This is a genomic window from Miniimonas arenae (assembly GCF_006351005.1).
GTDB classification, from domain to species: domain Bacteria; phylum Actinomycetota; class Actinomycetes; order Actinomycetales; family Beutenbergiaceae; genus Miniimonas; species Miniimonas arenae.
Map to the genome: position 1 here is coordinate 1 of NZ_VENP01000043.1, position 25,781 is coordinate 25,781.

General features: G+C 74.9%; 24 protein-coding genes and 1 pseudogene. 3 read left to right on the forward strand and 22 right to left on the reverse strand.

What is annotated here, in order from left to right; translation table 11 throughout:
* Positions 1-219: 219 nt before the first annotated feature.
* From FH969_RS10985 to sigE, 4 genes are read right to left on the reverse strand one after another with little or no spacing between them, the layout of a single operon-like run.
* Complete coding sequence (locus FH969_RS10985) at positions 220-564, reverse strand: twin-arginine translocase TatA/TatE family subunit (RefSeq protein ID WP_246071878.1); 345 nt, start codon at positions 562-564, stop codon at positions 220-222.
* A 13-nt stretch (positions 565-577) separates the two neighbouring features.
* The gene (locus FH969_RS10990) at positions 578-2,002 is read right to left on the reverse strand and encodes a S1C family serine protease (protein WP_218975305.1); all 1,425 of its coding nucleotides are present in this window, start codon (positions 2,000-2,002) and stop codon (positions 578-580) included.
* Positions 1,995-2,867, reverse strand: a complete 873-nt coding sequence (locus FH969_RS10995) for an anti-sigma factor family protein (RefSeq protein ID WP_139987261.1) — start codon at positions 2,865-2,867, stop codon at positions 1,995-1,997. Before FH969_RS10995 ends, FH969_RS10990 begins: the two co-directional genes overlap by 8 nt.
* Positions 2,864-3,463 carry an RNA polymerase sigma factor SigE gene (gene sigE / locus FH969_RS11000; RefSeq protein ID WP_139987262.1) on the reverse strand — a complete coding sequence of 200 codons (600 nt, stop codon included), beginning with the start codon at positions 3,461-3,463 and terminating at the stop codon, positions 2,864-2,866. Before sigE ends, FH969_RS10995 begins: the two co-directional genes overlap by 4 nt.
* A 90-nt stretch (positions 3,464-3,553) precedes the next feature.
* Between sigE and FH969_RS11005 the strand changes: the two genes are divergently transcribed.
* Complete coding sequence (locus FH969_RS11005) at positions 3,554-4,192, forward strand: O-methyltransferase (protein WP_108719328.1); 639 nt, start codon at positions 3,554-3,556, stop codon at positions 4,190-4,192.
* A 67-nt stretch (positions 4,193-4,259) separates the two neighbouring features.
* On the opposite strand, the gene FH969_RS11010 is transcribed toward FH969_RS11005, so the two are convergent.
* The 6 genes from FH969_RS11010 to FH969_RS11035 all read right to left on the reverse strand — a co-directional run bounded on the left by FH969_RS11010 (position 4,260) and on the right by FH969_RS11035 (position 9,841).
* Complete coding sequence (locus FH969_RS11010) at positions 4,260-4,427, reverse strand: DUF3117 domain-containing protein (protein ID WP_108719327.1); 168 nt, start codon at positions 4,425-4,427, stop codon at positions 4,260-4,262.
* Between the two features lie 175 nt (positions 4,428-4,602).
* Positions 4,603-5,781 (reverse strand): hypothetical protein, encoded by a 1,179-nt coding sequence (locus FH969_RS11015; protein ID WP_139987263.1) that lies wholly within the window; start codon positions 5,779-5,781, stop codon positions 4,603-4,605.
* Between the two features lie 26 nt (positions 5,782-5,807).
* Positions 5,808-6,230 (reverse strand): hypothetical protein, encoded by a 423-nt coding sequence (locus FH969_RS11020; RefSeq protein WP_139987264.1) that lies wholly within the window; start codon positions 6,228-6,230, stop codon positions 5,808-5,810.
* Positions 6,227-7,024: an LOG family protein gene (locus tag FH969_RS11025; protein WP_139987265.1), complete on the reverse strand. Its 798-nt coding sequence runs from the start codon at positions 7,022-7,024 to the stop codon at positions 6,227-6,229. The genes FH969_RS11020 and FH969_RS11025 overlap by 4 nt, the downstream gene beginning before the upstream one ends.
* Positions 7,021-8,253 carry a succinyl-diaminopimelate desuccinylase gene (gene dapE / locus FH969_RS11030; RefSeq protein ID WP_139987266.1) on the reverse strand — a complete coding sequence of 411 codons (1,233 nt, stop codon included), beginning with the start codon at positions 8,251-8,253 and terminating at the stop codon, positions 7,021-7,023. Before dapE ends, FH969_RS11025 begins: the two co-directional genes overlap by 4 nt.
* A 37-nt stretch (positions 8,254-8,290) precedes the next feature.
* Positions 8,291-9,841, reverse strand: coding sequence for an NAD(P)H-quinone dehydrogenase (locus tag FH969_RS11035; RefSeq protein ID WP_108720212.1), 1,551 nt, complete (start codon positions 9,839-9,841; stop codon positions 8,291-8,293).
* Between the two features lie 120 nt (positions 9,842-9,961).
* Here FH969_RS11035 and FH969_RS11040 point away from each other — a divergent pair, with 120 nt between their 5' ends.
* Positions 9,962-10,819, forward strand: a complete 858-nt coding sequence (locus tag FH969_RS11040) for a purine-nucleoside phosphorylase (protein ID WP_108720211.1) — start codon at positions 9,962-9,964, stop codon at positions 10,817-10,819.
* Positions 10,819-12,690: a phospho-sugar mutase gene (locus FH969_RS11045; protein WP_139987268.1), complete on the forward strand. Its 1,872-nt coding sequence runs from the start codon at positions 10,819-10,821 to the stop codon at positions 12,688-12,690. The genes FH969_RS11040 and FH969_RS11045 overlap by 1 nt, the downstream gene beginning before the upstream one ends.
* A 259-nt stretch (positions 12,691-12,949) precedes the next feature.
* On the opposite strand, the gene FH969_RS11050 is transcribed toward FH969_RS11045, so the two are convergent.
* From FH969_RS11050 to FH969_RS11105, 12 genes and pseudogenes are all read right to left on the reverse strand, one after another.
* The gene (locus FH969_RS11050; RefSeq protein ID WP_139987269.1) at positions 12,950-14,065 is read right to left on the reverse strand and encodes an adenosine deaminase; all 1,116 of its coding nucleotides are present in this window, start codon (positions 14,063-14,065) and stop codon (positions 12,950-12,952) included.
* 5 nt (positions 14,066-14,070) lie between these two features.
* Positions 14,071-14,463: a DUF2200 domain-containing protein gene (locus tag FH969_RS11055; protein WP_108720210.1), complete on the reverse strand. Its 393-nt coding sequence runs from the start codon at positions 14,461-14,463 to the stop codon at positions 14,071-14,073.
* A gap of 17 nt (positions 14,464-14,480) precedes the next feature.
* Entirely contained in the window at positions 14,481-15,389 is a 909-nt protein-coding gene (locus FH969_RS11060) for a hypothetical protein (protein ID WP_108719320.1), read from the reverse strand.
* Between the two features lie 8 nt (positions 15,390-15,397).
* The gene (locus FH969_RS11065) at positions 15,398-16,696 is read right to left on the reverse strand and encodes a thymidine phosphorylase (RefSeq protein WP_139987270.1); all 1,299 of its coding nucleotides are present in this window, start codon (positions 16,694-16,696) and stop codon (positions 15,398-15,400) included.
* Complete coding sequence (locus tag FH969_RS11070; RefSeq protein WP_108719318.1) at positions 16,693-17,160, reverse strand: cytidine deaminase; 468 nt, start codon at positions 17,158-17,160, stop codon at positions 16,693-16,695. Before FH969_RS11070 ends, FH969_RS11065 begins: the two co-directional genes overlap by 4 nt.
* The gene (locus FH969_RS11075; RefSeq protein ID WP_108719317.1) at positions 17,150-18,439 is read right to left on the reverse strand and encodes an ABC transporter permease; all 1,290 of its coding nucleotides are present in this window, start codon (positions 18,437-18,439) and stop codon (positions 17,150-17,152) included. The genes FH969_RS11070 and FH969_RS11075 overlap by 11 nt, the downstream gene beginning before the upstream one ends.
* On the reverse strand, positions 18,436-19,722 hold the full coding sequence (locus tag FH969_RS11080; RefSeq protein ID WP_139987271.1) for an ABC transporter permease: 1,287 nt from the start codon (positions 19,720-19,722) through the stop codon (positions 18,436-18,438). The genes FH969_RS11075 and FH969_RS11080 overlap by 4 nt, the downstream gene beginning before the upstream one ends.
* A complete protein-coding gene (locus tag FH969_RS11085) occupies positions 19,719-21,383 on the reverse strand; it encodes an ABC transporter ATP-binding protein (RefSeq protein ID WP_139987272.1) in 1,665 nt (554 codons plus the stop codon). The genes FH969_RS11080 and FH969_RS11085 overlap by 4 nt, the downstream gene beginning before the upstream one ends.
* A gap of 153 nt (positions 21,384-21,536) precedes the next feature.
* Positions 21,537-22,658: a BMP family lipoprotein gene (locus FH969_RS11090; RefSeq protein ID WP_139987273.1), complete on the reverse strand. Its 1,122-nt coding sequence runs from the start codon at positions 22,656-22,658 to the stop codon at positions 21,537-21,539.
* Positions 22,659-22,866: 208 nt separating this feature from the next.
* Positions 22,867-24,099 carry an amidohydrolase gene (locus tag FH969_RS11095; RefSeq protein ID WP_139987274.1) on the reverse strand — a complete coding sequence of 411 codons (1,233 nt, stop codon included), beginning with the start codon at positions 24,097-24,099 and terminating at the stop codon, positions 22,867-22,869.
* Between the two features lie 23 nt (positions 24,100-24,122).
* Positions 24,123-25,274, reverse strand: coding sequence for a mannose-1-phosphate guanylyltransferase (locus FH969_RS11100; RefSeq protein ID WP_139987275.1), 1,152 nt, complete (start codon positions 25,272-25,274; stop codon positions 24,123-24,125).
* Positions 25,271-25,781: pseudogene (locus tag FH969_RS11105) on the reverse strand (hypothetical protein); the annotation flags it as partial. The pseudogene FH969_RS11105 and the gene FH969_RS11100, both read right to left, overlap by 4 nt.

The following is a 25,781-nucleotide window of genomic DNA, read 5'->3' on the forward strand; positions in this document are numbered from 1 at the left end:
ATGGTTTCGAGGGTGGTCAGGGCAGCGTCCAGGTCGGCCTGCGCGTGGTGCGCGGGGTCGATCAGGACGGGTGCGGCCATGCGTCGAGTCTAAGATACGAATGTGCGACCTACAAGCCCTGACCTGCACGAACATATCCACAAAGCGACTCTCGGGGAGACATCAGAGCCACCTGGGGACAACCCACGAAAACCCCCGCGTGCCGGATCCCGGCACGCGTCAGGTCGCCTCGTCGTCGAACGGCGCCGGCGCACCCGGCCGCGGGACGGGGCTGACCCCACCCGGCCCGCCCGCGGACACCGGCTTGGTCGGCGGGTCGTCGGCGAGCGCCTCGCGGATGATCCGCCGCGGGTCGTACTGGCGCGGGTCGAGGGTGCGCAGCTCGTCGAGCTCGTCGCCCATCTCGGCGCGAACCTTCTCCCCCGCGCCCTTGGCGAGGGCGCGGAGCTCGCGCACGAGGCGCCCGAGCTGGGCGGCGTAGGAGGGCAGCCGCTCCGGACCGATGACCAGCAGGGCGATCACGGTGAGGAGGACGAGCTCGTAGCCGTTGATCGAGCCGGTCACGCCCTCGCCCCGCTCACTCCGATCGCTCCGAGCCGAGCGTCACCGCGACCTCACGCTCCGTCCCGCCCTCGCGGACGGTCAGCGTCACGACGTCGCCGGGTGCGTGCGCGCGGATCGCCACGATGAGCTCCTCCGGCAGCGTCACCGGCTGGCCGTCGATCGCGAGGATGACGTCGCCGGGCTGCACCCCGGCCGTCTCGGCCGGGCCACCGGGCGTCAGGGGCGGCGTGCCGTTGGACTCGGTGGTCGCGACGCGGACGCCCTCGCCCGTGTAGCTGCTGTCCAGCAGCACGCCGACCACCGGGTAGGTCGCGTAGCCGAACGCGATGAGCTCCTCGGCCGTGCGCCGCGCCTGGTTCGCGGGGATCGCGAAGCCGAGCCCGATGCTGCCGGTCGCAGCCTGCCCGGACGCCTGCGCGATCGCGGAGTTGATGCCGATCACGGCACCGGTCGCGTCCAGCAGCGGCCCGCCGGAGTTGCCCGGGTTGATCGCCGCGTCGGTCTGGATCGCGTTGATGAACGAGACCTGCCCGGTGTCGCCGGCTGTGACGGGCCGGTTCAGCGCGCTCACGATGCCCGAGGTCACGGTGCCCTGCAGCCCCAGCGGCGCACCCACCGCGACGACCGGCTGGCCCACGACGAGCGCGTCCGAGTCGCCCAGCGAGAGCGGCACGAGGTCGGTCCGCTCCACGCGGAGCACCGCGAGGTCGTAGTCGACCGTCTGCCCGACGATCTGCGCCCTCGACTGGCTCCCGTCGGAGAAGATCACCGTCAGGGTCGAGCCCGCGGTGCTCGCGAGCGACACCACGTGTGCGTTCGTCAGCACGTAGCCGTCGGCGCGCAGCACCATGCCCGAGCCCGAAGACCCGGTCCCGTCCGGCAGCGTGACGTCGATCGCGACGGTGCTGGGCAGCGCCTCGGCCGCGATCGCCACGATGTCGACCGCGCCCGCGGACTCGCTCGCACCGCCTGCGGTCGCCGTCGGCAGCGTCGACGGCGCGGGCGTCACCACCACCGGGGCGCCCGACGGCGAGCCCTCCCCGGGCGCGGCCGTCTCGATCCCGAAGCGTGGCGCGAGCAGCAGGCCGGTCAGCGTCCCGACGAGCAGGGCGAGCACCGCGACGGCGGCGACGGCCGGCACGCCGACACTGCGACGTCGCGCGTCGGTCGACCCGGCGACGCGGCGCGGCGCGACCCGGCGGGCGCGCACCCGCCGTCGGCGTGGAGTACCGGCGACCGGGGCGAGCGCGACGGTGTCGGCGTGCTCGCCGTCGGGCGGGTGCTGGTCGTCGTGGGGGTGCGGCTCGCCGTCGGGCTCGGGCCACGGCCACGCCGCACCCGGCTCCACGACGCCCGGCTCGACCGCGTCACCGGCCTCGGCGGGCGCGCCGGACCTCGCCGGGACGCGCTCGGGCGTCTCGGGTCGCGTGTCAGTCACCCGTCACCACCCGCCAGCCCGCACCCATGCGGTCCAGGACGGCGGCCGGGAAGGTGGGCGTCGACGTCGAGAACGACCGCAGCACCGTGAGGCACGCGTCGTCCGAGCCACGCACGGCGACGACGTCGGTGCCCGCCTGCGCGACCCACCACTGCCCGACCCGGTGCGCCTCGACGTCGCCCACCCGGACCGATCGCGAGACGGATCCGGCGTCCACGTCGAGCGTGCCGTGGCTCTCGAGGAGGGTGACGGTCTCGCCGTCGACGTCGAGCTCGACCTGCACGATGTCGCCGGCGTCGGTGTCGCTCGCCGTCGTGCCCGTCACGGTGAGGGCGGACGCGGAGAGGTTCGCGGGCGCGCTGAACCCCGCGGGCCACGCGGCGCCCGGGTCTGCGGAGCTGTCCGTGGCGCCCGAGAGCGCGACGGCGGAGGTCGCGTCCACACTGACCGCCGCCTGGGCGATCGCCTCGGGGGTACGCACGCGAGGTGCGCCGATGCCGTACAGCACGCCGGAGGCCACGACCCCGAGCCCGACCACGGAGGCGGCCGACACGAGGACGAACCGGCCCGCCGAGCGGCGGCGCGCGTCGGGGGTCTGGGACCACGGCGCGACGCTCGCGCCCCCCGCCGCGCCCGCGCCCTCCGCGGCACCCAGCGCGAGGAGGCGGTCCGCCAGGCCCGTCGGCACGCTCACCTGACCGAGCGTGGCGGTGAGCCGGCGCTGGCGGCGCTGCTCCGCCACGAGGCGGTCGCAGTCCGCGCAGTGCTCGAGGTGCTCGAGCGCGCGACGGCGCTCCTCGGGCGCGAGGGTGTCGTCGACCAGCCCGCTCGCGAGCGGACCGAGGTGACCGAAGGGGCCGATCACGGCGCCGGCCGGGGGGCCAGGCCGCCGAGCAGCGGTGCGGCGGGCGTGCTGGGTGCCGACGGCGAGCGGTGCGCGAGCGCGGTGCGCAGCTTCGCGCGGCCGCGGTGGATGCGCGAGCGCACCGTGCCGAGCGAGATGCCGAGGACCTCGGCGATCTCCTCGTAGGTGAGGTCCTCGATGTCGCGCAGCACGACGGCGGCGCGGTACTCGGGGGCGAGCTCGGCCAGCGCGGTCTGGATGTCGACGTCGAGGTTGGTCATCTCGAAGTGCCGCTCGGGCTCGTCGCCACGCGCCGCGCGGGGCGCGTCGGAGTCGTACTCGCCGAGGGCGGAGGTGCGCTGACGCTGCTTGCGGCGCACCTGGTCGAGGAAGAGGTTGGTGGTGATGCGGTGCAGCCAGCCCGAGAACGTGCCCGGCTGGTAGGAGTCCAGCGAGCGGAACACCCGGATGAAGACCTCCTGCGTGAGGTCCTCGGCGTCGGCACGCTGCCCGGTCAGCCGGTAGGCAAGCCGGAAGACCTGAGGCGAGTACTCGCGCACGAGCTCGTCCCAGGCGGGTGGCTGCCAGTCGGCTGCCGGCGCTTCGATCTCGGGCACCAGGTCACCTCACGTGCTACGGAGCGTCCAGTCTACGGCGGACGGGGCCGCCACCTAGCATGGGCCGCAGGACGAGCGAGGAGACGCACGATGGCGGGAGCCGCGGACAAGGCGCAGAGCTGGACGTACGCCGAGGAGGTCGTCGCCGAGCCACCCGCCGCCGCGGCCGCCCGTGAACGCGCGGCCGAGCTGGGCGTGCCGGCCGTGTCGGTCGGCGTCGGGGCTCTGCTCCGCGCGGTCGCCGCGGCGTCGTCGGCCAGGCACGTCGTGGAGATCGGGACCGGCGCGGGCGTCAGCGGGGTCTGGCTGCTGGCCGGCATGCCGTCCGACGGCGTGCTGACCACGATCGACGTCGACGTCGAGTACCAGCGCTCCGCCCGGGCGGCGTTCACGCAGGCGGGCGTTCCGGCGTCGCGCACCCGCACGATCGCGGGTCGCGCGCTCGAGGTGCTGCCGCGGCTGGCGAACGGCTCCTACGACCTCGTGGTGCTCGACGGCGAGGTGGCCGAGCTCTCCGACCTGCTCGTGCAGGCGACGCGCCTGCTGCGCAGCGGCGGCACCCTCGCGATCCCGCACGCGCTGTGGTTCGACCGCGTCGCGGACCCGGCTCGGCGCGACCCCGAGACGGTCGCGATGCGCGAGGTGGTGCGCACGCTGGCGGAGGACGAGGGCTGGCTCACGGCGCTGGTGCCCTCCGGCACGGGCGTGCTGCTCGCGGTCCGCCGCTGACGGTCGGATCGCCGGGACGACGACGGCGCCCCACGAGAGCGTGGGGCGCCGTCCTCAGGTCAGGGTGTCAGCCGACGACGCCGGCCAGGGCGTCGCGCAGGGCTGCGGCCTCGGCCGCGTTCAGCTCGACCACGAGCCGGCCACCGCCCTCGAGCGGGACGCGCATGACGAGACCGCGACCCTCCTTGGTGACCTCGAGCGGTCCGTCCCCGGTCCTCGGCTTCATCGCGGCCATCGCGGTCGATCCCTCCGTCGTCGTGGCCCGGGTCGATCTCCGACCAGGGCTTGTTCGCAGCCCGCACGTGGCCGGTCGAAGTAGTCCCGACCGCCCGGCGAGCCCGCTCCAGTGTAATCCACACGTGAGCAACGATGCCGGTCGGGTGGCCGGTCGACGGCCCGTCAGTGGCCGGTCACGGCGGCCACCCGTAGGCCAGCCCCAGACGCCAGAGCACCATCACCCACGCGACCTGGCACACCGCCGAGAACGTCGCGAGTGCGGCCAGCCGGACCCGCGAGTCGCCGACGAGCACCACCGGGATCCCGACGGCGAGCACGAGCTGGCGGATCGTGGAGCTGTGCGGCTGCACCGCCACGAGCAGCCAGCCGAGGTAGGCCGCGGACCACGCCCGCAGGTCGGTGCCGAGCCGCCGCGCGGCCGGCACCGCGACCACCGCGACGCCCGCCACGACGGCGAGGAGCACGGCCGGCACGCCCCACCCGCCGAGGTACCCGATCGCGAACGAGAACCACGCGGCGACGGGAGCCACGGCGTCGCCGGACCGCCACGCCTCCTGCACCACGAGGTAGGCGTCCCAGCGGCCCGCCGCGATCCCGGTCACGGCCGGCCAGGCCAGACCCGCGACGACGCTCGCGAGCCCGAGCGTCGCCAGGGCGCGCCACTCCCCCCGCGACGGCGGGTCGCAGCGCCGGCGACGGTAGGCGTGCCACGCCACGACGAGCACGAACGGCAGCGCCACCGGCCGGGTGAGGCCGAGCGCGAGCACGGGCAGCACCGCGAGGAGGTACCGCCGCCGCCCGAGCAGCAGCAGGGCGAGGACCACCCACGCCAGCGCGAGGGCGTCCGCGTACGCGGCCTGCAGCACCGGCGCGGCGGGGAACAGACCCAGCAGGAGCACGACGGCGAGCCCACGCCTGCGCGCGGCCGCCGGGGACACCCCGGCTCGCTCGCCCTGCTCGCGCACCACCCGAGCGAGCGCCGCCGCCGCGACCGTCCCGGCGACGAGCGACAGGGTCGGCGCGACGACCGCGAACCCCGCGCCCGTGACCCACATGAGGGCGCGCACGAGCACCGGGTACAGCGGGAAGAAGGCCCAGGAGCTCTGGGTGCCGAGCGGGACCGGGAGGGGGTAGCCGCCGTCGGCGATGCGCTCGTACCAGCCGGCGTCCCACCACAGCACGGTGAACTGGACGTAGGTGGGGTCCTGCGCCCACGGGTTGGGCCCCTGGTGCGCGGCGGCGATCAGCAGCAGCACCGCCGAGAACAGCCGCGTCAGCAGGTACACCGCGACCACCCGCACGGCCCACGTGCGCAGCCGCGCCAGGCCGCGCGGGCCTGGCAGGTCGGTCACGGTGGCGGACGGCTCCGCCCTCGCGCTCACGCCTCGCGCGGGAGCTCCGCCCGCGCCGTGCTGCTCGTGGAGTCGGCCGCGCCGGTGGGGTGGGTGCGGGCTTCCGTGGTGACGGTGGGGGTGACGGTGGTATCTGCGGCGTCGGTGGCACCTGGGGCGTCGGTGGTACCTGCGGCGTCACTGGTGGCCGGTGCCTGGTCCAGGGGCGCCCCCGCCGCGGGGGCGCGCAGCACCGAGGTGCGCCGGAAGACCGGGCGGCGCTCGTCGTCGGGCGTCCCGCCGGTCGGCGCCGCCCAGGCGAGCAGATCGGCGTCGGCCGGGAGCGCCGGGTAGGGCGTGTCCAGGCCGTCCAGCTCCTCCAGCCGGCCACGCAGCGCGACCACCGCGACGGCGAGCACGAGGAGCAGCAGCGGCACCCACCAGAGCACCGCCGCGAGGGTCGCGCTCACTCCGCCCCCTCGGCCGCGGCGGCGCGCTCGGCCTCCTGCTCGCGGGCCGCGAGCTCGGCCGCGGCGGCCGCGACGAACTCGACGGCGTCGGCCGGGTCGTCTGTGACGTGCAGGAGGTCGACGTCGTGCGGGCCGATCAGGCCGCGCCCGCCCAGCTGGTCGAGCAGCCAGTCCACGAGGCCGCCCCAGAACTCCGAGCCGACCAGCACGATCGGGAAGCGCTTGACCTTGCCGGTCTGGACGAGCGTCACGGCCTCGAAGAGCTCGTCCAGCGTGCCGAAGCCGCCCGGCAGCACGATGAACCCGCTGGCGTACTTCACGAACATCGTCTTGCGGGCGAAGAAGTAGCGGAAGTTGACCCCGAGGTCGACCCACTGGTTCATGCCCTGCTCGAACGGCAGCTCGATGCCGAGGCCGACCGAGACGCCGCCCGCCTCGTGCGCGCCCTTGTTCGCGGCCTCCATGAGGCCCGGCCCGCCGCCCGTGATGACGGCGTAGCCGGCCTGCGCGAGCAGCCGGGCCACCTCCTCGCCGAGCGCGTACTCGGCGTCGCCGGGCCGCACGCGCGCGGACCCGAACACGCTGACCGCGGGGCCGAGCTCAGCCAGCGCACCGAAGCCCTCGACGAACTCGGACTGGATGCGCAGCACGCGCCACGGGTCCTTGTGCAGCCAGTCCGCACCGTCCGGGCCCGACAGGAGGCGCTCGTCCGACGTGCTCGCCGGGACCATCTGGCCCCGCAGCGTGACGGAGCCCTTGCGGTAGGTGGGGCGGTCGGTCGTGCGGTCGCTCATGCGGTGCGCTCCTCGGTCGTGGCGGTCTCGTTCACGGACAGATCGGTCTCGGCGGCGGCAGTGCCGTCAACGCCCTCAGCACCGGCAGCGCCGTCGGGGGAGGCCGGCCCGACGCCGCGCAACCACTCCCCCAGTGCCGTCGCGACCGAGGCGATCTGCGCCGTCGGGCAGTGCTCGTCGTCGGCGTGCGCGAGGTTGGGGTCGCCGGGGCCGAAGTTCACGGCGGGCACGCCGAGCGCGGAGAAGCGCGCCACGTCGGTCCAGCCGTACTTGGGGCCGACCCCGGCGCCGGTCGCGGCGGCCGCGTCGACGAACGCGCGCGCGACCGGGTGGTCCAGCCCGGGGCGGGCGCCGGCGGCCGAGTCGACCACCGTGATCGTGAGGTGGTCGATCCCGGCGAGGACGTCGCGCACGTACTGCTCGGCCTGCTCGGGCGTGCGCGAGGGCGCGAACCGGAAGTTCACGGTGACGCCTGCGCGGTCGGGGATCATGTTGGTCGCGATGCCTCCGGAGATGCCCACGGCGTTGAGCCCCTCGCGGTAGTCCAGCCCGTCCACGGTGACGGTCTCGCTCTCGTGCGCCGCGAGCGCCGAGAGCACCGGGGCCAGGTCGTGCACCGCGTTGTGGCCGCGCCAGGCCCGCGCCGAGTGCGCGGTGCGGCCGGTGGTCGTGACCTCGACGCGCAGCGTGCCGTTGCAGCCGCCCTCGACGTTGCCGGCGGTGGGCTCGGCAAGGATCGCGAAGTCCGCGGCGAGCCAGTCGGGGTGGGTGCGCGCAACCCGGCCGAGGCCGTTGAGGCTCGCGTCGACCTCCTCGTGGTCGTAGAACACCCAGGTCACGTCGACCACCGGGTCCGTCACGGTCGCGGCGAGGTGGAGCGCGACGGCGACTCCGCCCTTCATGTCGACCGTGCCCCGACCGCACAGCACCTCCTGCGCGGAGCCGTCCGCGCCGTCGCGCGTCTCCAGCCAGGTGGGGAGGTTGTCCTTGATCGGGACGGTGTCCAGGTGCCCGGCCACGACGACCCGGGAGGGCCGGCCGAGGTGGGTGCGGGCCACGACGGTTTCGCCGTCACGCAGCACCTCGAGGTGGTCCAGGGCGCGCAGCGCGGTCTCGACGGCGTCCGCGAGCGCCCGCTCGTCCCCGCTCACGGACGGCACGTCGCACACGGCGCGCGTGAGGTCGGCGGGCGACGTGGCAGCGAGGTCGGGCAGCGTGGGGGCGCTCACCCTGCGAACCCTACTTCGGCGGCCCGCTCGCTCCCCCTCACTCCTCGTCGGGCTCCGGCACCGGGGAGTGCAGCTGCCGGGCGGCCTCGGCGATCGTGCCCGAGAGCGACGGGTAGATCGTCATGGCGCTGGCGATCTGGTCGACCGTGCGCCGGTTCGCGATCGCGATGGTGATCGAGTGGATGAGCTCGGACGCGCGCGGCGAGACGATCACCCCGCCCAGCACGGTGCCGGAGTTGTTGCGGCAGATGAGCTTCACGAACCCCTCGGTGATGCCGAGCATCTTGGCCCGCGGGTTGCGCGCCAGCGGGATCGTCACGACCCGAGCGTCCCGTTCGGGGGCCTCGGCCTCGCTGATCCCGACCGAGGCGATCTCGGGCTCGGTGAAGATCGTCGAGGGCACCTTGCGCACGTCCAGCGGGGAGACCGCGTCACCGAGCGCGTGCCACATCGCGATCCGGCCCTGGGTGGCCGCGACCGATGCGAGCGGCATCACGCCCGTGACGTCGCCTGCCGCGTAGATCCCGCGCACCGTGGTGCGAGAGACGCGGTCGACGAGAACGTGCCCGGAGTGCGAGGTCGCCACCCCCGCCTCCGCCAGGCCGAGCTCAGCCGTGTTGGGCACGCCGCCGACGGCGAGCAGGCAGTGCGAGCCGGTCACGGTGCGCCCGTCCGACAGCGTCACGACCACCTCGTCGCCCTGCCGCACGGCGGACTCGGCGCGGGCCCGCGCGACGATCGTGATGTTCCGGCGGCGGAACACCTCCTCGATGAGGGCGGCCGCGTCGGAGTCGTAGCCGGGCAGGACCTGGTCGCGGCTGGAGACCAGCACGACCTCGCAGCCGAGGGCGCCGAACGCGCCGGCGAACTCGGCACCCGTGACGCCGGACCCCACGACGATCAGCCGCTCGGGCAGGGCGTCGAGGTTGTAGACCTGGGTCCAGGTGAGGATGCGCTCGCCGTCGGGCACGGCTGTCGGCAGCACGCGCGGGGACGCACCCGTCGCGAGGAGGATCACGTCCGCGGGGAGGTGCTCCTCGCCGTCGGGCGTGGTCGCGACGACGGTGCTCGCGTCCGCGAGGTGACCCACGCCGTCGACGATCCGGATGCCGTCGCGCTCGAGCTTGCCGCGGATGTCCCGCGACTGCTGGCGGGCGAGCGCCAGGACGCGCGTGTTGACCTCGCCGAGGTCGACGTTGAGGGCCGCGTGCCGCAGCTCGCCCACGTGGATGCCGAGCTCCTCGGCGTTCTCCACGAAGGCGCGCCACTCGGCGGTCGCGATGAGGGTCTTGGACGGCACGACGTCGGTGAGCACCGCGGAGCCGCCGAGTCCCGCGCGCTCGACGAGGGTCACGCTCGCGCCCAGCTGGCGGGCGACGAGCGCCGCCTCGTAGCCGCCGGGGCCGCCGCCGACGATCACGACGTCGCTGCCGTGCCGGGTGGCGGACGCGCCGGCCACACCCGCCGACGGCGAGCCGGGCCCCACGGCCTCGGGCGTCGGCGCGGCGCCACCGCGGACGGGCTCACCGCTGCTGGGGTTTCCCGGGGAGGTCGGGGACGTCGGGCTCGGGCTGCTCGGGGCCGTCATGCGGCCCATTCTGTCCCGAACCGCCGCGAGGCGACGCCCGGGGGCGTGGGAGTGGCACCCGGCGGCGCCCACCACGCGCGCGGGTCGACCCGGTTCCGCACCGGGCACTACCGTGCAGACGTGACCGACGACGCGCTCGACCTCGACGATCCGACCACCGACCCCTTCGCCGTCGCGCGAGCCGCGGCCGCCCAGCTGGCCGAGGCGACCGGTGTCGCCCGCCACGACGTGGCCCTCGTGCTCGGCTCCGGCTGGGGCGGCGCGGCCGACCTGCTCGGCGAGACCGTCGCGGAGGTCCCGGCGGCGCAGATCGTGGGCTTCACGGCCCCTGCGGTCCAGGGCCACGGCGCCACCATCCGCTCGATCCGGATCACCGGCGGCGATGGCGGCGCGAGCGGCGGCGGTGACACCCACGCCCTCGTGCTCGGCTCCCGGACGCACTTCTACGAGAACCGCGGAGTACGGCGCGTCGCGCACGGCGTGCGCACGGCGGCCGCCGCCGGCGCCCGCACCGTGGTGCTCACGAACGGCTGCGGTGGCCTCGTGCCCGAGTGGGCGCCCGGGACCCCGGTCCTCATCAGCGACCACCTCAACCTCACCGCGGCTTCGCCCCTGGAGGGCGCGACGTTCGTGGACCTCACCGACCTGTACTCCTCACGGCTGCGCACGCTCGCCCGCACGATCGACCCCGACCTGCCCGAGGGCGTGTACGTGCAGTTCCGCGGGCCGCACTACGAGACTCCCGCCGAGGTGCGGATGGCCGGGATCCTCGGCGGCCACCTCGTCGGCATGAGCACCACGCTCGAGGCGATCGCCGCGCGGCACGCCGGCCTGGAGGTGCTCGGCATCTCGCTCGTCACGAACCAGGCCGCCGGCATCTCCCCGGTGCCGCTCTCGCACGCCGAGGTCCTCGAGGCCGGCGCCGCGGCCGGACCGCGGATCAGCGCGCTGCTCGCCGACATCGTGCGAGCCCTCTGATGGCCTCGGGTCTCGGACCGGTCGACGACGGCGCGCTCCCCGACTGGGTCGTCTCGCGCGTGCGCGCGTGGGTCCGCGACGATCCCGACGAAGCGACCGTCGCCGAGGTCACGGCGCTCTTCCACGCCGCCGAGCAGGGCGACCCGGCGGCCGCGGCGGAGCTCACCGACCGCTTCTCGGGCACGCTGCAGTTCGGCACCGCCGGCCTGCGCGGCGCGATCGGCGGCGGGTCGAACCGGATGAACCGCGCGGTCGTCATCCGCGCGGCGGCCGGGCTCACCACGTACCTGCTCGAAGCACTCGCCGACGGCGAGCACGACGGCGGGCACGAGCCCGACGGCGAGCCCACCTCGGGCGCAACGCGCCCCCCGCGCGTGGTCATCGGCTACGACGCCCGGCACTACAGCCGGGTCTTCGCCCGGGACACCGCGGCGGTGGTCACCGCGGCCGGCGGCGAGGCCCTGCTGCTGCGGCAGGAGTGGCCCACCCCCGTGCTGGCGTTCGCGGTGCGCCACCTCGACGCCGACGCGGGCGTCATGGTGACCGCCTCGCACAACCCCGCCGCCGACAACGGCTACAAGGTGTACCTCGGCGGCCGGGTCGTCACCGACTCCGGCCAGGGCGCCCAGATCGTGCCACCCTACGACGCCGCGATCGCCGCGCACATCGCGGCGATCAAGCAGATCGCGGACGTGCCGCGCGCCGAGGACGGCTGGACCGTGCTGGACGACGACGTCCACCGCGCCTACCTCGACGCGCTCACCGCGCGCCCCGCCCACCCGGGCGTCGGGTCGCTGCGCGTCGTGACCACGGCGATGCACGGCGTCGGCGGCCCCACGCTCACCTCCGCACTCGTCGCCGCGGGCGTCACCGACCTGCACACGGTCGGCGCGCAGGCCGACCCCGACCCCACGTTCCCCACCGTCGCGTTCCCCAACCCCGAGGAGGCGGGCGCGATGGATCTCGCGTTCGCGCTCGCGCGGGAGCTGGACGCGGACCTGGTCATCGCCGTCGATCCCGACGCGGACCGGTGCGCCGTCGCCGTCCCCGACCCGGCCGCGGAGGGCGGCTGGCGCCGGCTCACGGGTGACGAGACCGGCGCGCTGCTGGGCGAGGCGGCCGCGGGCGCGCTCACCGGCCCCGCGCTGCCGGATGCCCCGCCACCAGCGGCGGACTCCCCCGTGCTGGCCTGCTCGATCGTCTCCTCGCGCCACCTCGAGGCCATCGCCCGCGCCCACGGCCTGCGCCACCGCGCGACCCTCACCGGCTTCAAGTGGATCTCCCGGGTCCCGGACCTCGCGTTCGGCTACGAGGAGGCCCTGGGCTACTGCGTCGCCCCGGACGTGGTGCGGGACAAGGACGGCGTCTCGGCCGCCGTCGCCGTCGTGAATCTCCTCGCGCAGGCGAAGGCGGACGGGACGGACCTGCGCGGCGTGCTCGACGCGCTCGCCCGCCGCGACGGCCTGTTCGCGAGCGCGCCGGTGACCGTGCGGGTCGAGGACCTCGCGCTCATCGCCGAGACGATGACGCGCCTGCGCACCGCTCCCCCGGCCACGCTCGGCGGCAGCGCCGTCACACGCGTCGTCGACCTCGCCGACGGGCTCGACGTGCCCGATCCGGACGGCAGGACCGGGGGCGCCTACCGCGTCCCGCCCACCGACGGCGTGTGGCTGGAGACGGGCGACGGCGTGCGCGTCGTCGTGCGGCCCAGCGGCACCGAGCCGAAGCTCAAGGCCTACCTCGACGTGCACGTCCCGATCGGCGACGCGCCGACGCTCGCGCACGGCGACGTCGTGACGAGCGCCCGGTCGCTGGCCGCCCGGCGCCTGGCGGCGATCGGCGCGGACGTGCGCGCCGCCGTCGGGCTCTAGCCCTAGCACCGACCGCGGGCCGAGTGCCCGACGGCGTCGCTCGCCGTGACGGGAGAGCGACTGGCCGTGACGGGAGAGCGACTCACCGGGCGGCCACGCCGGCCGGTCGGGCCCTGACCTGCGGCGATGCCGGCCGCAGGGCGCCCGCCGACCGGGTGAGTCGCTCTGACGTCAGGCAGAGTCGCTGTGGCGTCGCGGACGCGCGCGGTTCGCCGTCGAGACCGTGCCCGACGGCGATCCGCGCCTCAGCGTTGCGGCTCTAGCCCGCGCGGACGGCCTCGTAGCCGGGCAGGATCTGCTCGGCCACGATCCGCTCGAGGACGTCGCGGTGCGCGAAGCCGTTCCAGGCGGCCACGAGCGTCGCGGCCTCGAGGTCGTCCAGCGTCCAGTCCGCCTCGGCGACCAGGAGGCTGAACTCGCGCGACATCGACGTGGCCGAGACGAGCCGGTTGTCGGTGTTGACGGTGACGGCGAAGCCGAGGTCGCGCAGCGTGGTGATCGGGTGGGCGGCGATCGAGGCCGCGCCCCCGGTCTGCAGGTTCGAGCTCGGCGCGACCTCGAGCGGGATCTGCCGGTCCAGCACCCACTGCGCGAGTCGCCCGGGACGGGCGTGGCTGAGCGGCTCGTGCTCGGGCAGCTCGACGTCCTCCAGCAGCCGGATGCCGTGGCCCAGGCGCAGCGCGCCCACCTGCAGCGCGCCCCAGATCGACTCGGCGCCGTCCGCCTCGCCCGCGTGCACCGTGACCGGGAAGCTCTCGGCGCGCAGGAGCTCGAACGCCTCGCGGTGGCGGGCGGCCGGGAAGCCCAGCTCGGGGCCGGCGATGTCGAACCCGACCACGCCGCGGTCGCGGTTCTCCAGCGCGAGCCGGGCGATCGCCGGCGCGTTGTCCGCCTGGCGCATCGCGCACAGCAGCGTGCCCACCGTGATCGTGCAGCCGTTGGACTCGGCCTCGGCGACGCCGTCGTCGAAGCCCTGCTGCACGGCGTCGACGACCTGCTGCAGCGTGAGGCCCTGCTCGAGGTGCTGCTCGGGGGCGAAGCGCTGCTCGGCGTAGACCACGCCGTCGGCCGCGAGGTCCATCACGGCGTCGCGCGCCACGCGCCGCAGCGCCTCCGGGGTCTGCATGACCGCCGTCGTGTGCGCGAACGTCTCGAGATACCTCTCCAGGGAGCCGGAGTCGGCGGCCGTGACGAACCACGTGGCGAGCGCGTCCGGGTCGGTCTCCGGCAGCGTGTGGCCGGCGTCCTCGGCGAGCTCCACGAGCGTCGCGGGCCGCAGCCCGCCGTCGAGGTGGTCGTGCAGGACGACCTTCGGCAGCGCGCGGATCGTCGCGGGGGTGAGGTCGGGGCCGGGCTCGAAGACGTCGTCGGTCATGCCGCTCACGGTAGTGCGGCGGAGGACCCGCGCAGGATCTTCGCCATCGGCCTGCCCTTCGCGATCTCGTCGACGAGCTTGTCCAGCTGGCGCACCCGGCGCATGAGCGGATCCTCGATCTCCTCCACCCGCATGCCGCAGATGACGCCCGTGACGAGCGCGGCGTCCGGGTTGATCCGAGGCGCGCGGTCGAAGAACCCCCGCACGTCGGTGCCGTCGGCCAGCACCTGCGCCAGCCCTGCCTCGCCGTACCCGGTCAGCCACTCGATCACGGTGTCCACCTCGGCCCGCGTGCGCCCCTTGCGCTCCACCTTCGCGACGTAGAGCGGGTAGATCCGCGCGAACGGCATCCCGAAGATCCTGTGCTCGCTCGTCGACCCCGCCGGCTGGCCCGTCATGCGCGCCATTCTCCTCGTCAGCGCGGGTAGGCGGAGGCGGGGAGCACGGCCCAGACCACGTGCGACCAGCCGCCCAGCGCGGCACTGGGGGCGACGCGCGCGAGCAGTCGGTCGGGGTGCACGCCGTAGGTCCGCCCCGCGCCCGGCTCGTAGATCCGCAGCTCCGGCCGCGGCGTGCGCCACGGCAGCGCGAGCACCACGTGCCGCGGCACGGCGGCGCTGACGGTGCGCACCGGGGAGCGCACGAGGGAGCCGCCGAGGTCCCCGCCCGTGTACAGCGGGACGGGGATCCCCTGCCGCGTCGCCTCCTTCACCGCGGCGAGCAGCGTGCGGGTGGCCGCGACGTCGTGATCGTGCGCGACGGCGTGGGTGTAGGTCACGTCGCGGAACCTCGCCACGCGCGCGGCGCCCCACGGCGGGGTGCCCAGCGCTCGCGGCCACGGCAGCGCCGACCCAGCCGACCCAGCCGGCCCACCGAGCCCACCCGCGACGCGCGCGCGGGTGTGCACCGCGCGCTCGGCTGCCGCGACGCGCTCCGCCACGCCGTCGGCCTCGAGCTCCGCACGGCTCAGGCGCGCGAGCTCGGGCGGCGGGGTGGACCCGATCCGGCGCCCCGACGTCAGCCACGCGGCGAGCACCGGGTCGCCGGCCGCCGCGAGCAGCAGCAGGCACAGCGCCCCGCAGGTCACCTCGCTGCTCTGGCGCACGTGCACGCCGTTCCACCGCAGGTCCCCGGTCCGCGCGCCGAGCAGCGGCGCAGTCGCCAGCCGGCGCTGAGCTCCGGTGAGGTCGTTGTCCCGCGGCAGCCCGGCCGCGCGCGCGGGCACCGCGATCGCGGACGGGTCAGGCAGCCCGCGCTCCCCCGGTGCGACGCCGCGCAGCGGGCCGGCGAGCAGCCCGCTCAGCGTCCAGCTGCGTCGGTCCACGTGGCGGCTCAGGACGCGACCACCCGGTCGAGCACCACCGAGTCCGGCAGGTCGGGACGTGACCCCTCGGGCGCGATGGTGAACGCGTCCGCGAGCGCCTCTCGGGCCCGTGCGAACCGCTCGGGGGTGTCGGTGTGCAGCGTGAGCAGCGGCTCGCCCGCGCGCACGAGCGCGCCCGGCTTGGCGTGCAGCTCCACGCCCGCGCCGGCCTGGACCTCGTCCTCGCGCCGGGCCCGCCCGGCGCCCAGGCGCCACGCCGCCACGCCGACGGCGAGCGCGTCCAGCCGCACGAGCACCCCGTCGGCGGGGGCGAGGAGGAGCTCGCTCTCGCGCGCCGTCGGGAGCTCGGCGTCGGGGTCGCCGCCCTGCGCGGCGATCATCCGCCGCCACACGTCCATCGCGCGACCGTCGGCGAGCGCGGCCGCCGGGTCGGCGTCGGGGCGACCGGCGGCGTCGAGCATCTCGCGGGCGAGCGCGAGGGTGAGGTCCACGACGTCGGCGGGGCCGCCGCCGGCGAGCACCTCCACGCTCTCGCGCACCTCCAGGGCGTTGCCCGCGGTGAGGCCGAGCGGGGTGGACATGTCGGTGAGCAGCGCGCGCGTGTCGACGCCGGCGTCGGTGCCCAGGTCGACCATGGTGCGCGCGAGCTCGCGCGCCGCGTCGAGGTCCTTCATGAACGCGCCCGAGCCGACCTTGACGTCGAGCACGAGCGAGGCCGTGCCCTCGGCGATCTTCTTGCTCATGATCGAGGACGCGATGAGCGGGATCGCCTCGACCGTGCCGGTGACGTCACGCAGCGCGTACAGGCGGCGGTCCGCGGGCGCGAGGCCCGAGCCGGCCTGGCAGATCACGGCGCCGACGTCGTCGAGCTGCGCGAGCATCTCGGCGTTGCTGAGCGCCGCGCGCCAGCCGGGGATCGACTCGAGCTTGTCGAGCGTCCCGCCCGTGTGGCCGAGCCCGCGGCCGGACAGCTGGGGCACGGCGACATCGAACACCGCCACGAGCGGCGCGAGCGGGAGCGTGATCTTGTCGCCGACGCCGCCGGTGGAGTGCTTGTCCGACGTCGGGTGGCGCAGCGCGGAGAAGTCCATCCGCTCCCCGCTCGCGATCATCGCCGCGGTCCACCGGGCGATCTCGCGGCGGGTCATGCCGCGCAGCAGGATGGCCATCGCCAGGGCGGCCATCTGCTCCTCGGCGACGACGCTGCGCACGTAGGCGTCGATCACCCAGTCGATCTGCGCGTCGGTGAGCTCCCCACCGTCACGCTTGGTGCGGATGACGTCGACGGCGTCGAACTGCTCGGTCATGACTCCTCCTGAGCGCGGGGGTCCCCGGTCACCTTGTCCAGATCGTGCGGGCCGAACGCGCCGGGCAGCACCTGCGTCATCGGCACGACGCCGGCCCACGCGGTCTCCACGAGCAGCGCCGGCCCGCCGTGCTCCCACAGGAGCTGGCGGCAGCGCCCGCACGGGGCGATGACGTCGCCGTCGGCGTCCACGCACGTGAACGCGACGAGCCGGCCGCCGCCGCCGCGCACGAGGTCGCTCACGAGGCCGCACTCGGCGCACAGCGTGACGCCGTAGCCCGCGTTCTCGACGTTGCACCCCGTCACGACGCGACCGTCGTCCACGAGCGCGGCCGCGCCCACCGGGTAGCGGGAGTACGGGACGTAGGCGAACGTCATCGCCTCGGTGGCGGCGGCGCGCAGCGCGGCCCAGTCGGGCTCGACGTCGGACGCCCGCCCCTGGCCGGCAGCCGTCTCACTTGACATACGGGATGCCCTCCGCGGCCGGGGCGCGCACCTTCCCGGCGAAGCCCGCGACGGCGAGGATCGTCACCACGTACGGGAGCATGAGCAGGAACTGCGACGGCACCGGCACGGCGAGCGTGGCCATGAGGATGCGCAGCTGGTCCGACAGGCCGAACACGACGGCCGCCGCGACCGCACCCGTGGGGCTCCACCGGCCCAGGATCATCGCGGCCAGCGCGATGAAGCCGCGGCCCGCTGTCATCTCCTTGCCGAACGCCAGGCCCGAGGCGACCGTGAAGAACGCGCCGCCCAGGCCCGCGACCGCCCCGCCCAGGAGCGTGTTGCGCCACCGGGTGCGGTTGACGTCGATGCCGACCGTGTCGGCCGCCTTGGGGTGCTCGCCGACGGCGCGCAGGCGCAGGCCCCAGCGGCTCCGGAAGATGAGGATCTGCAGCGCGATCACGATCGCGTACATGAGGTAGACGAGCAGGTTCTGCCGGAACAGCACCGGACCCACGAGCGGGATCTCCGACAGCAGCGGGATCGGCAGCGTCGGCAGCGCGGTGCGGCTGTTGAGCTGCGGGTTCTCCCGCAGCACGGTGGAGAACAGGAAGCTCGTCAGGCCCACCACGAGCACGTTGAGCACCACGCCCACGATGATCTGGTTGACCTGGTAGCGGATGGAGAAGAACGCCAGCAGCGCCCCCACCGCGACGCCGGCGAGCGGCGCCGCGATCAGGCCGACGTAGGCCGAGCCCGCCATCGAGGCGACCACCGCGGCGGCGAACGCACCGGCCAGCAGCTGCCCCTCGATCGCGATGTTCACGATGCCGACGCGCTCGCACACCACGCCGGACAGCGCGCCGAACACGAGCGGGGTGGCGAGGAAGAGCGTGCCGGCCAGCAGCCCCGTCACCGGGACCACCTGCGTCTTGCCCGCGCTGATGAGGACGAGCAGCGCCAGCAGCGCGCACACGCCCGCCACCACGATCACCCACACCGGGATGCGCCGCCGCCCGCGCGCGAGCACGAACGCGTACGCCGCGGCGGCGAGCACGAGCACGGTGAGCAGCCACGCCGTCGCGCGTCCCGGCACCGCGAACACGGGGATCTGGAAGAGGTCGGTGTTCGTGGAGATGCGCACGTTGGTGGCGCCCGCGGGTGTCGCCAGCGCCATCACCGCGGTCACGACGGCGAGCACCGCCAGCACGATCGGCGTGCGGTAGGCGGGGGGCGGGGCGGGCAGGGCGGCCGCGGCCGTCGCGGCGGCGGGCGTGGGGGCGTCGAGTGTCGCGGTCATGCCACCGCTCCTGCCTGCTCGGCCGGCGCGTCGCCGCGCGCCGGGCGCTTCCTCGAGGGCTTCTTCTCCGGATCGGGCAGCCGGAGGATCGTGCGCACCAGCGGCGGCGCCGCGATGAACAGCACGATGAAGGACTGCAGCACGAGCACGAGGTCGAGCGGCGTGCCGGTCCGGGTCTGCATGAGGCGGCCGCCGGCCGACAGCGCGCCGAACAGGAGGCCGGCCAGGACGGTGCCGAGCGGACGGGACCGCCCGAGCAGCGCCACTGTGATCGCGTCGAACCCGATCGAGCCCGCGACCGACGCCGTGAGCATGCCCTCGGTGCCGAGCACCTGCGACGCGCCCGCGAGTCCCGCGAGCGCCCCCGCGATGGCCATCGCCACGATCGTCATCCGCGCGACCGAGATGCCGGCGGTCCGCGCCGCGCGCGCGTTCGCACCGACGGCGCGCAGGCGGAACCCGAGCGTCGAGCGCTCCATGAGCCACCACACCCCGACGGCGAGCACGATCGCGAGGACGAAGCCCCAGTGCAGCCGGAACGGGGCGGGCAGCAGCGCTGGGAGTCGCGCGGTGTCGTGCACCGCCTTGGACACGCCGGGCGTCCCGCTCGCGAACAGCGTGGTCGTGACGATCCAGAGCACGAGGTAGCCGGCGATGTTGTTGAGCATGATCGTGACGATCACCTCGTGCGCTCCGGTGCGCGCCTTGAGCACGCCCGCGATCCCGGCCCACAGGGCGCCGCCGAGCGCCGCGCCGAGCACGGCCAGGAGGACGTGCAGCACGGCGGGGAGCTGGAACTGGAAGCCGAGCCACGCGGCGACGATGCCGCCGAGGATCACCTGCCCCTGACCACCGATGTTGAACAGGCCGGACCGGAACGCCAGGCCCACCGAGAGGCCCGCGAGGATCAGCGGCGTCGCGATCGTGAGGGTCTCGGTGAGCGGCCGGATCGCGCGCGCGGGGTCCGAGGCCGTCCAGTCGTACACGGCCCCCTGGAACAGCGCGACGTACGCCGACGACGCCGCGTCCCAGGCCGCGGCGAACAGGTCACCGGGCCGGGCGAAGAAGTAGACCGCCGCGGCCTGCACGTCGGGGTCGGTGACGATCACGAGGATCGCGCCGAGGATCACCGCCAGCAGGATCGCGCCGAGGGTGAGCAGCCAGGAGGAGGAGAGCACCTGGTGCACGAACGACTCGCTGCGCGTGGGGCCCTCGGGCTCCACCGGTGCCGGCGCGGTCGAGGGCTCGGGCCCGGGGCCGCCGGGTTCGGGTGCCGTCGTCATCGCTGCTCCTCGCTCTCGTGGCTCGCGTCCTGCACGACCGCGGCGTCCTGCACGACCGCACCGTCCTGCACGACGGCGGGCTCGCCGTCGGGCGCCTGGAGCTCCGCGGCGAGGTCCGCCTCGCCGAGCAGGGTGTGGTGCTCGGCGGCCTGCCTGGCCGCCTCCTCGGGCGGCATCCCGGTCATCATGAGGCCCAGCACGTCGCGGCTCACGCCGCCGGGGACGATGCCGACGAGCCGGCCCCCGCACATCACCGCGATCCGGTCGCCGAGCGCGAGGACCTCGTCCAGCTCGGTCGAGACGATGAGGACGGCGGCGCCCTTGTCCCGCTCGGCGACGATCCGGCGGTGCAGGAACTCGATCGAGCCGACGTCCACGCCGCGCGTGGGCTGGGAGGCGACGAGCACCGAGAGGTCGCGGGAGAGCTCGCGCGCGAGCACGACCTTCTGCTGGTTGCCGCCCGAGAGCGTGCCGACCTCGCGGTCGATGGACGTGGTGCGCACGTCGAACTCCGCGACCCGCTCGGCGGCGTTGCGCCGCAGGTAGGCGACGTCGAGCGCGCCGCCGCGCGAGACCGGCGCCGCGCCGACGCGGTCGAGCACGAGGTTCTCGACGATGGAGAACTCCCCCACCACACCGTCGGTGGAGCGGTCCTCGGGGATGAAGGCGAGGCCTGCGTCGAGTCGGTCGCGCACGCCGAGGCCGTCGATGGGGCGGCCGGCGAGCTCGATCGACCCGTGCTCGGGGGTGGTCACGCCGAGGATGGCCTCGACGAGCTCGGTCTGGCCGTTGCCCTGCACGCCGGCGACGGCGACGATCTCCCCGCGCGCGACGTCGAAGGACACGTCGTCCACGACGGGCACGCCGTGCGCGTCACGGACCACGAGGCCACGCACCGCGAGGCCGGGCTCCCCCGGCTGGGCGGGCGCGCGGTCGACCCCGAGGCTCACCGAGCGGCCGACCATGAGCGAGGCGAGCTCGGTCTCGGGCGTCGTCGGCTCGGCCGTGCCGACGACCCTGCCGTGCCGGATGATCGTGATGGTGTCCGCGACGGCGCGGATCTCCCGGAGCTTGTGCGTGATGAAGAGGATCGAGGTGCCGCTCGCCGCGAGCGTGCGCATGATCTCGATGAGCTCGTCGGTCTCCTGCGGCGTGAGCACGGCGGTCGGCTCGTCGAGGATGAGGAGCTCGGCCTTGCGCGAGAGCGCCTTGACGATCTCCACGCGCTGCTGCACGCCGACCGGCAGGTCGCCGACCAGGGCGTTCGGGTCGATGTGGAAGCCGAGCGACTCGGCCGTCTCGCGCACCACGGTGGCCGCGGAGCCGGCGTCGATGAGTCCGCGGGCCATCGGCTCCTGGCCGAGCACCACGTTCTCGGCCACCGTGAAGACGGGCACGAGCATGAAGTGCTGGTGCACCATGCCGATGCCGGCGGCCATCGCGTCGCCCGGCCCGGCGAAGGTGCGCGGCACGCCGTCGACGACGATCTCGCCCTCCTCCGGCGTGTACAGCCCGTAGAGGACGTTCATCAGCGTGCTCTTGCCGGCGCCGTTCTCCCCGAGGATCGCGTGGATCTGGCCGGGCTCGACCACGAGGTCGATCGCGTCGTTGGCCGTGAACGCGCCGAACCGCTTGGTGATGCCCCGCAGCTCCAGCCGCATCGGCGTGTCTCCCTCGATCAGGTGGCTCAGTCAGGTGGCTCAGTGAGGTGCCTCGGTGCGCCGCACCGATCGTGCCACGGGACGAGGACGGGGCGGGCCATCGCTGGCCCGCCCCGCCCTCGGCTGCGCCGGTCGTGCCCGGCGGCGGTCAGATCACGGGGTGTTCTCGGACTCCACCGTGAACGTGCCGTCGATGATCTGCTGCTTGTAGTCGTCGATCTTCGCGCTCAGCTCGGCCGGGACCTTGCTCTCGAAGTCGTGCCACGGGGCCAGGCCCACGCCGCCGTTCTCGAGCGTGCCGACGTACGCCTCGTTGGAGAAGTTGCCCTCGGCGGCGTCCTTGATGGAGTCGTGCACCGCCTGCCCGATCTGCTTCATCACCGAGGTGAGAGTGATGTCGCCGAAGTCGGTGGAGAGGAAGCCGTCGGAGTCGACCCAGATGAGCGTGCCGCCGCCGGACTGCAGCGCGGTCGCCGCACCGAGGCCGACCGGGCCGGCCACCGGCATGACGATGTCGGCGCCCTGGTCGATGAAGCCCTGGGTCACCGTGGTGCCGTTGGCCTGGTTGTCGAAGTCACCGGTGAACGAGCCGGTCTGCGCCGCCTTGTCCCAGCCGAGCAGGGTCACGGACGCGCCGTTGTCCTCGTTGTACTGCGTGATGCCGTCGGAGAAGCCGTCCATGAAGATCTCGACCGAGTCGATCGGGAGGCCGCCGAACGTGCCGACCGTGCCCGACTGGGTCATGCCCGCGGCCGCGTAGCCGGCGAGGAACGCCGCCTCGGCCGTGTTGAACAGCAGCGGCTTGACGTTGTCCAGCACGAGCGGGGAGAAGTCGGGGTTGCTCAGCGCGGAGTCGATGAGTCCGAACTCGATGTCCGGGTTCGCCTGGGCCGCCTCGGCGATCGCCGGGGCCAGCAGGAAGCCGACGCCGATGATGTACGTGCAGCCGTCGTCGATGAGGCTGTCGATGTTGGGGCCGTAGTCGGCGTCCGACGTCGACTCCACGGCGTTCGTCGCGATGCCCCAGTCGGCCGCGGCCCGGTCCAGGCCCTCCTTGCCGGACTGGTTGAACGACTGGTCGTCGTAGCCGCCGGCGTCCGAGACCATGCAGGCCTTGAAGCCGTCGACGACGTCGATCGCCTCGGCGGTGGTGGCCTCGGCGCCGCCGGTGGCCTCACCGGTGGCGTCGGAGCCGGAGTCGGGCGCGGAGCCGCAGGCGGCCAGGGTGAGCGCGAGAGCGGTGGCGCCGGCCACCGTGACGAGCGACTTCTTCACGTGTTCTCCTCTTGGGTCGACGTCCCGGGTCCCCCCGGACGCAGGCGTGCGCCACCTCGTGGGTGGTCTGCTGGCCAGGGTATGCAGGCAATGTGTCGGGCGTGTCACGGCTTCCGCCGCGAGGCGGGAATCGTGACCGAACCGTTGCGATCCGACGCGGGCGCCCGGGAGGGTGGCTCGCCGTCGGGCGATGGTCCTGCTGCCGGCGTCAGGGGGTGGGGCGGCGGCGCGGCGGGGCGGCGTCGCCCGCGAGCACCGCGGCACGGGCCAGCACCCGCGCGCCGATCCCGATGGCGCGCTCGTCGACCGCGAGGTCGGCCCGGTGCAGGTCGGTCATCGGGGCGCCCGGCGTGCGCGCGCCGAGGCGCACCATCGCCCCGGGCACCTGGCGCACGTACCAGCCGAAGTCCTCCCCGCCGAGCGACTGCTCGGTCAGGTGCACCCCGTCGGGTCCGACGACCTCGCGCGCGGCCGCCTCGAGGTGCGCCACGGCGAACTCGTCGTTGACCGTCGGCGGCACCCCGCGGACGTGGTGGACGTCGACCTCGACCCCGTAGGGGGCGACGATCTGCGCGATCGCCGCGTCGAGGATGACGCCGGCGCGCTCCCACTCGGTGACGTCGAGGACGCGCAGCGTGCCCATCAGCGTGCCGACAGTGGGGATCGCGTTGGTGGTGTTGCCCGCGTGCACCGCGCCCCAGGTGAGGTTGACGCCGGAGCGCGGGTCCATCCGTCGCCCGAGCACGCCCGCGGCCTGCGCGATGACCTGCCCGAGCGCGTACACCACGTCGCCCGTCATGTGCGGGCGCGAGGTGTGCCCGCCGTGCGAGCGCAGGGTCACCGTGACCGGGTCGGAGGCGCTCGTGATCGAGCCGATCCGCGAGCCGATGGTGCCGACCTCGATCTTCGGGTCGCAGTGCAGCGCGTAGATCTGCTCGACGCCCTCGAGCACGCCGGCCTCGATCGCGAACTCGGCGCCGCCGGGCTGGACCTCCTCCGCCGCCTGGAAGATCAGTCGTACCCCGGCCGGCAGCTCACCGCGCCCCGCGACGTCGGCGAGCGCGAGCGCGGCGCCGAGCACCGCGGTGGTGTGCACGTCGTGCCCGCACGCGTGCGAGATGCCCGGCCGTCGCGAGGCGTACGGCAGCCCGCTCTCCTCGGGGATCGGCAGGGCGTCCAGGTCGGCGCGCAGCCCGATCCGACGGTGCGAGGCGGCGTTGCGCCCGCCGGGAATGTCGCACACCACGCCCGTCGCGCCGAGCCGACGAGGCTTGAGCCCGGCCTCGGTGAGCACCCGCATGACCGTCTCGCTCGTGCGGTGCTCGGTCCACGCCGTCTCGGGGTTGGCGTGGATGTCGCGGCGGACGTCGCGCAGGCGGTCCTGCGCGGCCTCGACCACGGTGTCCAGGCGCGAGAGGGTGGTGGAGAGGTCGACGGGCACGACCTCGAGGTTACCGCCGTCGCTCAGAGCAGGTCGGGACGTCCGCCCGCCGCGAGGGCGTCGACCACCGCCTTGACCCGCTGCGCGTGGTCGCGGTGCACCACGAGGACGGCGTCCCCGGTGCGCACGACGACGACGCCGGGCAGGCCCAGGACGGCCACGGCGCCGCCGTCGGAGGCGATCACGGCGTCGGGCGAGTCGATCGCGAGGAGCGGGCCCGCCGTCGTGGGCCGTGCCGCCCCGTTGTCGCCCGCGGACGTCGCGGCGGCGAGCGTGTGCGCGCCCGCCTCGTCGGCGGGCAGCAGCCCGCCGAGCGCGTCCCAGTCCCCGACGTCGTCCCACGAGAACGCCCCGGGCACGACGGCGACGCCGCCCTCGGCCGCGACCGGCTCGGCGATCGCGTGGTCGATGGCGATCTTCGTCAGCCCCGGCCAGACGCGCGCGAGCACCTCCTCGCGCGCTGGCGTGTCCCACGCGGCCGCGATCTCGCGCAGCCCCGCCTCGAGCGTGGGCTGGTGCCGGGTGAGGTGCCCGAGCAGCACGTCGGTGCGCGCCACGAACATGCCCGCGTTCCAGGAGTACTCCCCGGTCGCGAGGTAGCCGCGCGCGGTGTCCTCGTCGGGCTTCTCCACGAAGCTCGCGACGGCGTACGCGCCCGGCACGCCCTCCAGCGGCGCGCCGCGCCGGACGTACCCGAACGCCGTGGACGGGCCGGTCGCCGCGATCCCGATGGTGGTGACGTACCCCGCCCGCGCGGCCTCGACCGCGGTGCGCACGGCGTCGTGGAACCCGCCCGGCTCGGGCACGACGTGGTCGGCCGCGAACGAGCCGACCACCGTGGGCCCGTGCCGGTGCTCGACCACCGCGGCCGCGAGCCCGATCGCCGCCATCGAGTCGCGCGGCGAGGGTTCGGTGAGGAGGTTCGCGGCGCCGTCGCCCGCGAGCTGCGGGAGCTGGTCGGCCACCGCGGCGGCGTGCGCGGTCCCGGTCACCACGAGCAGGCCGTCCGGACCGGTCAGCGGGGCGAGCCGGTCGGCGGTGTCCTGCAGCAGCGTGCGGCCCGTGCCGAGCAGGTCGAGGAGGAACTTGGGGCGGCTGCGGCGCGACAGCGGCCACAGGCGGGTGCCCGCCCCACCGGCGGGGACGATCGCGACGAGCTCGGGGGCGGAGGTCATGTCCGGGACCGTAGCGGCTCGGCGCCGCCTGCGTGGCGCTCCGGGAGCACGGGGCGCCGGGTGGGCCGCGGGGTCGGACGGTGGATGCCGCGCGGGGTGTACCCGAGGTCGCTCGCGACGCCGAGCAGGTCGGCCGCGTACCACGCGAGCGCGAGCCACATCTCGCTGCCCTGCAGGCTAGGGGCGGCCGGGTCCGCGCGCGAGGTGAGCACCATCGTGGTGCCGCCCGGCGCGAAGGGCGCGCCCTCGCGGTCGTGCCACACCCCGGCGGCGACGGCGAGCACGTGCGCCGCCACGTCGCGCACCTCCGCGTCGCGGTACGTCGCGGCGCCGGTCCGGCGCGCCCACCACAGCAGGTGCACGACGTCGAGCGCGTCGCAGGCGGTCACGCGCGCCTCGTCCAGGATGCCGGTGCGAGCGTGCCGCAGCACGGTGTCCACGAGCGCCTCGCCGCCCCCGACGGCCGTGCCCCACTGCGCGAGGGTGCCGCGCACGAGCCGGTAGGTG

Bases quoted from the DNA above. Each gene is read 5' to 3' on its own strand.
- FH969_RS11005 (WP_108719328.1), top strand. From the start codon at position 3,554: ATGGCGGGAGCCGCGGACAAGGCGCAGAGCTGGACGTACGCCGAGGAG.
- FH969_RS11010 (WP_108719327.1), bottom strand. From the start codon at position 4,427: ATGGCCGCGATGAAGCCGAGGACCGGGGACGGACCGCTCGAGGTCACC.
- FH969_RS11025 (WP_139987265.1), bottom strand. From the start codon at position 7,024: ATGAGCGACCGCACGACCGACCGCCCCACCTACCGCAAGGGCTCCGTC.
- FH969_RS11035 (WP_108720212.1), bottom strand. From the start codon at position 9,841: ATGACGGCCCCGAGCAGCCCGAGCCCGACGTCCCCGACCTCCCCGGGA.
- FH969_RS11045 (WP_139987268.1), top strand. From the start codon at position 10,819: ATGGCCTCGGGTCTCGGACCGGTCGACGACGGCGCGCTCCCCGACTGG.
- FH969_RS11050 (WP_139987269.1), bottom strand. From the start codon at position 14,065: ATGACCGACGACGTCTTCGAGCCCGGCCCCGACCTCACCCCCGCGACG.
- FH969_RS11055 (WP_108720210.1), bottom strand. From the start codon at position 14,463: ATGACGGGCCAGCCGGCGGGGTCGACGAGCGAGCACAGGATCTTCGGG.
- FH969_RS11065 (WP_139987270.1), bottom strand. From the start codon at position 16,696: ATGACCGAGCAGTTCGACGCCGTCGACGTCATCCGCACCAAGCGTGAC.
- FH969_RS11070 (WP_108719318.1), bottom strand. From the start codon at position 17,160: ATGTCAAGTGAGACGGCTGCCGGCCAGGGGCGGGCGTCCGACGTCGAG.
- FH969_RS11075 (WP_108719317.1), bottom strand. From the start codon at position 18,439: ATGACCGCGACACTCGACGCCCCCACGCCCGCCGCCGCGACGGCCGCG.
- FH969_RS11080 (WP_139987271.1), bottom strand. From the start codon at position 19,722: ATGACGACGGCACCCGAACCCGGCGGCCCCGGGCCCGAGCCCTCGACC.
- FH969_RS11085 (WP_139987272.1), bottom strand. From the start codon at position 21,383: ATGCGGCTGGAGCTGCGGGGCATCACCAAGCGGTTCGGCGCGTTCACG.
- FH969_RS11100 (WP_139987275.1), bottom strand. From the start codon at position 25,274: ATGACCTCCGCCCCCGAGCTCGTCGCGATCGTCCCCGCCGGTGGGGCG.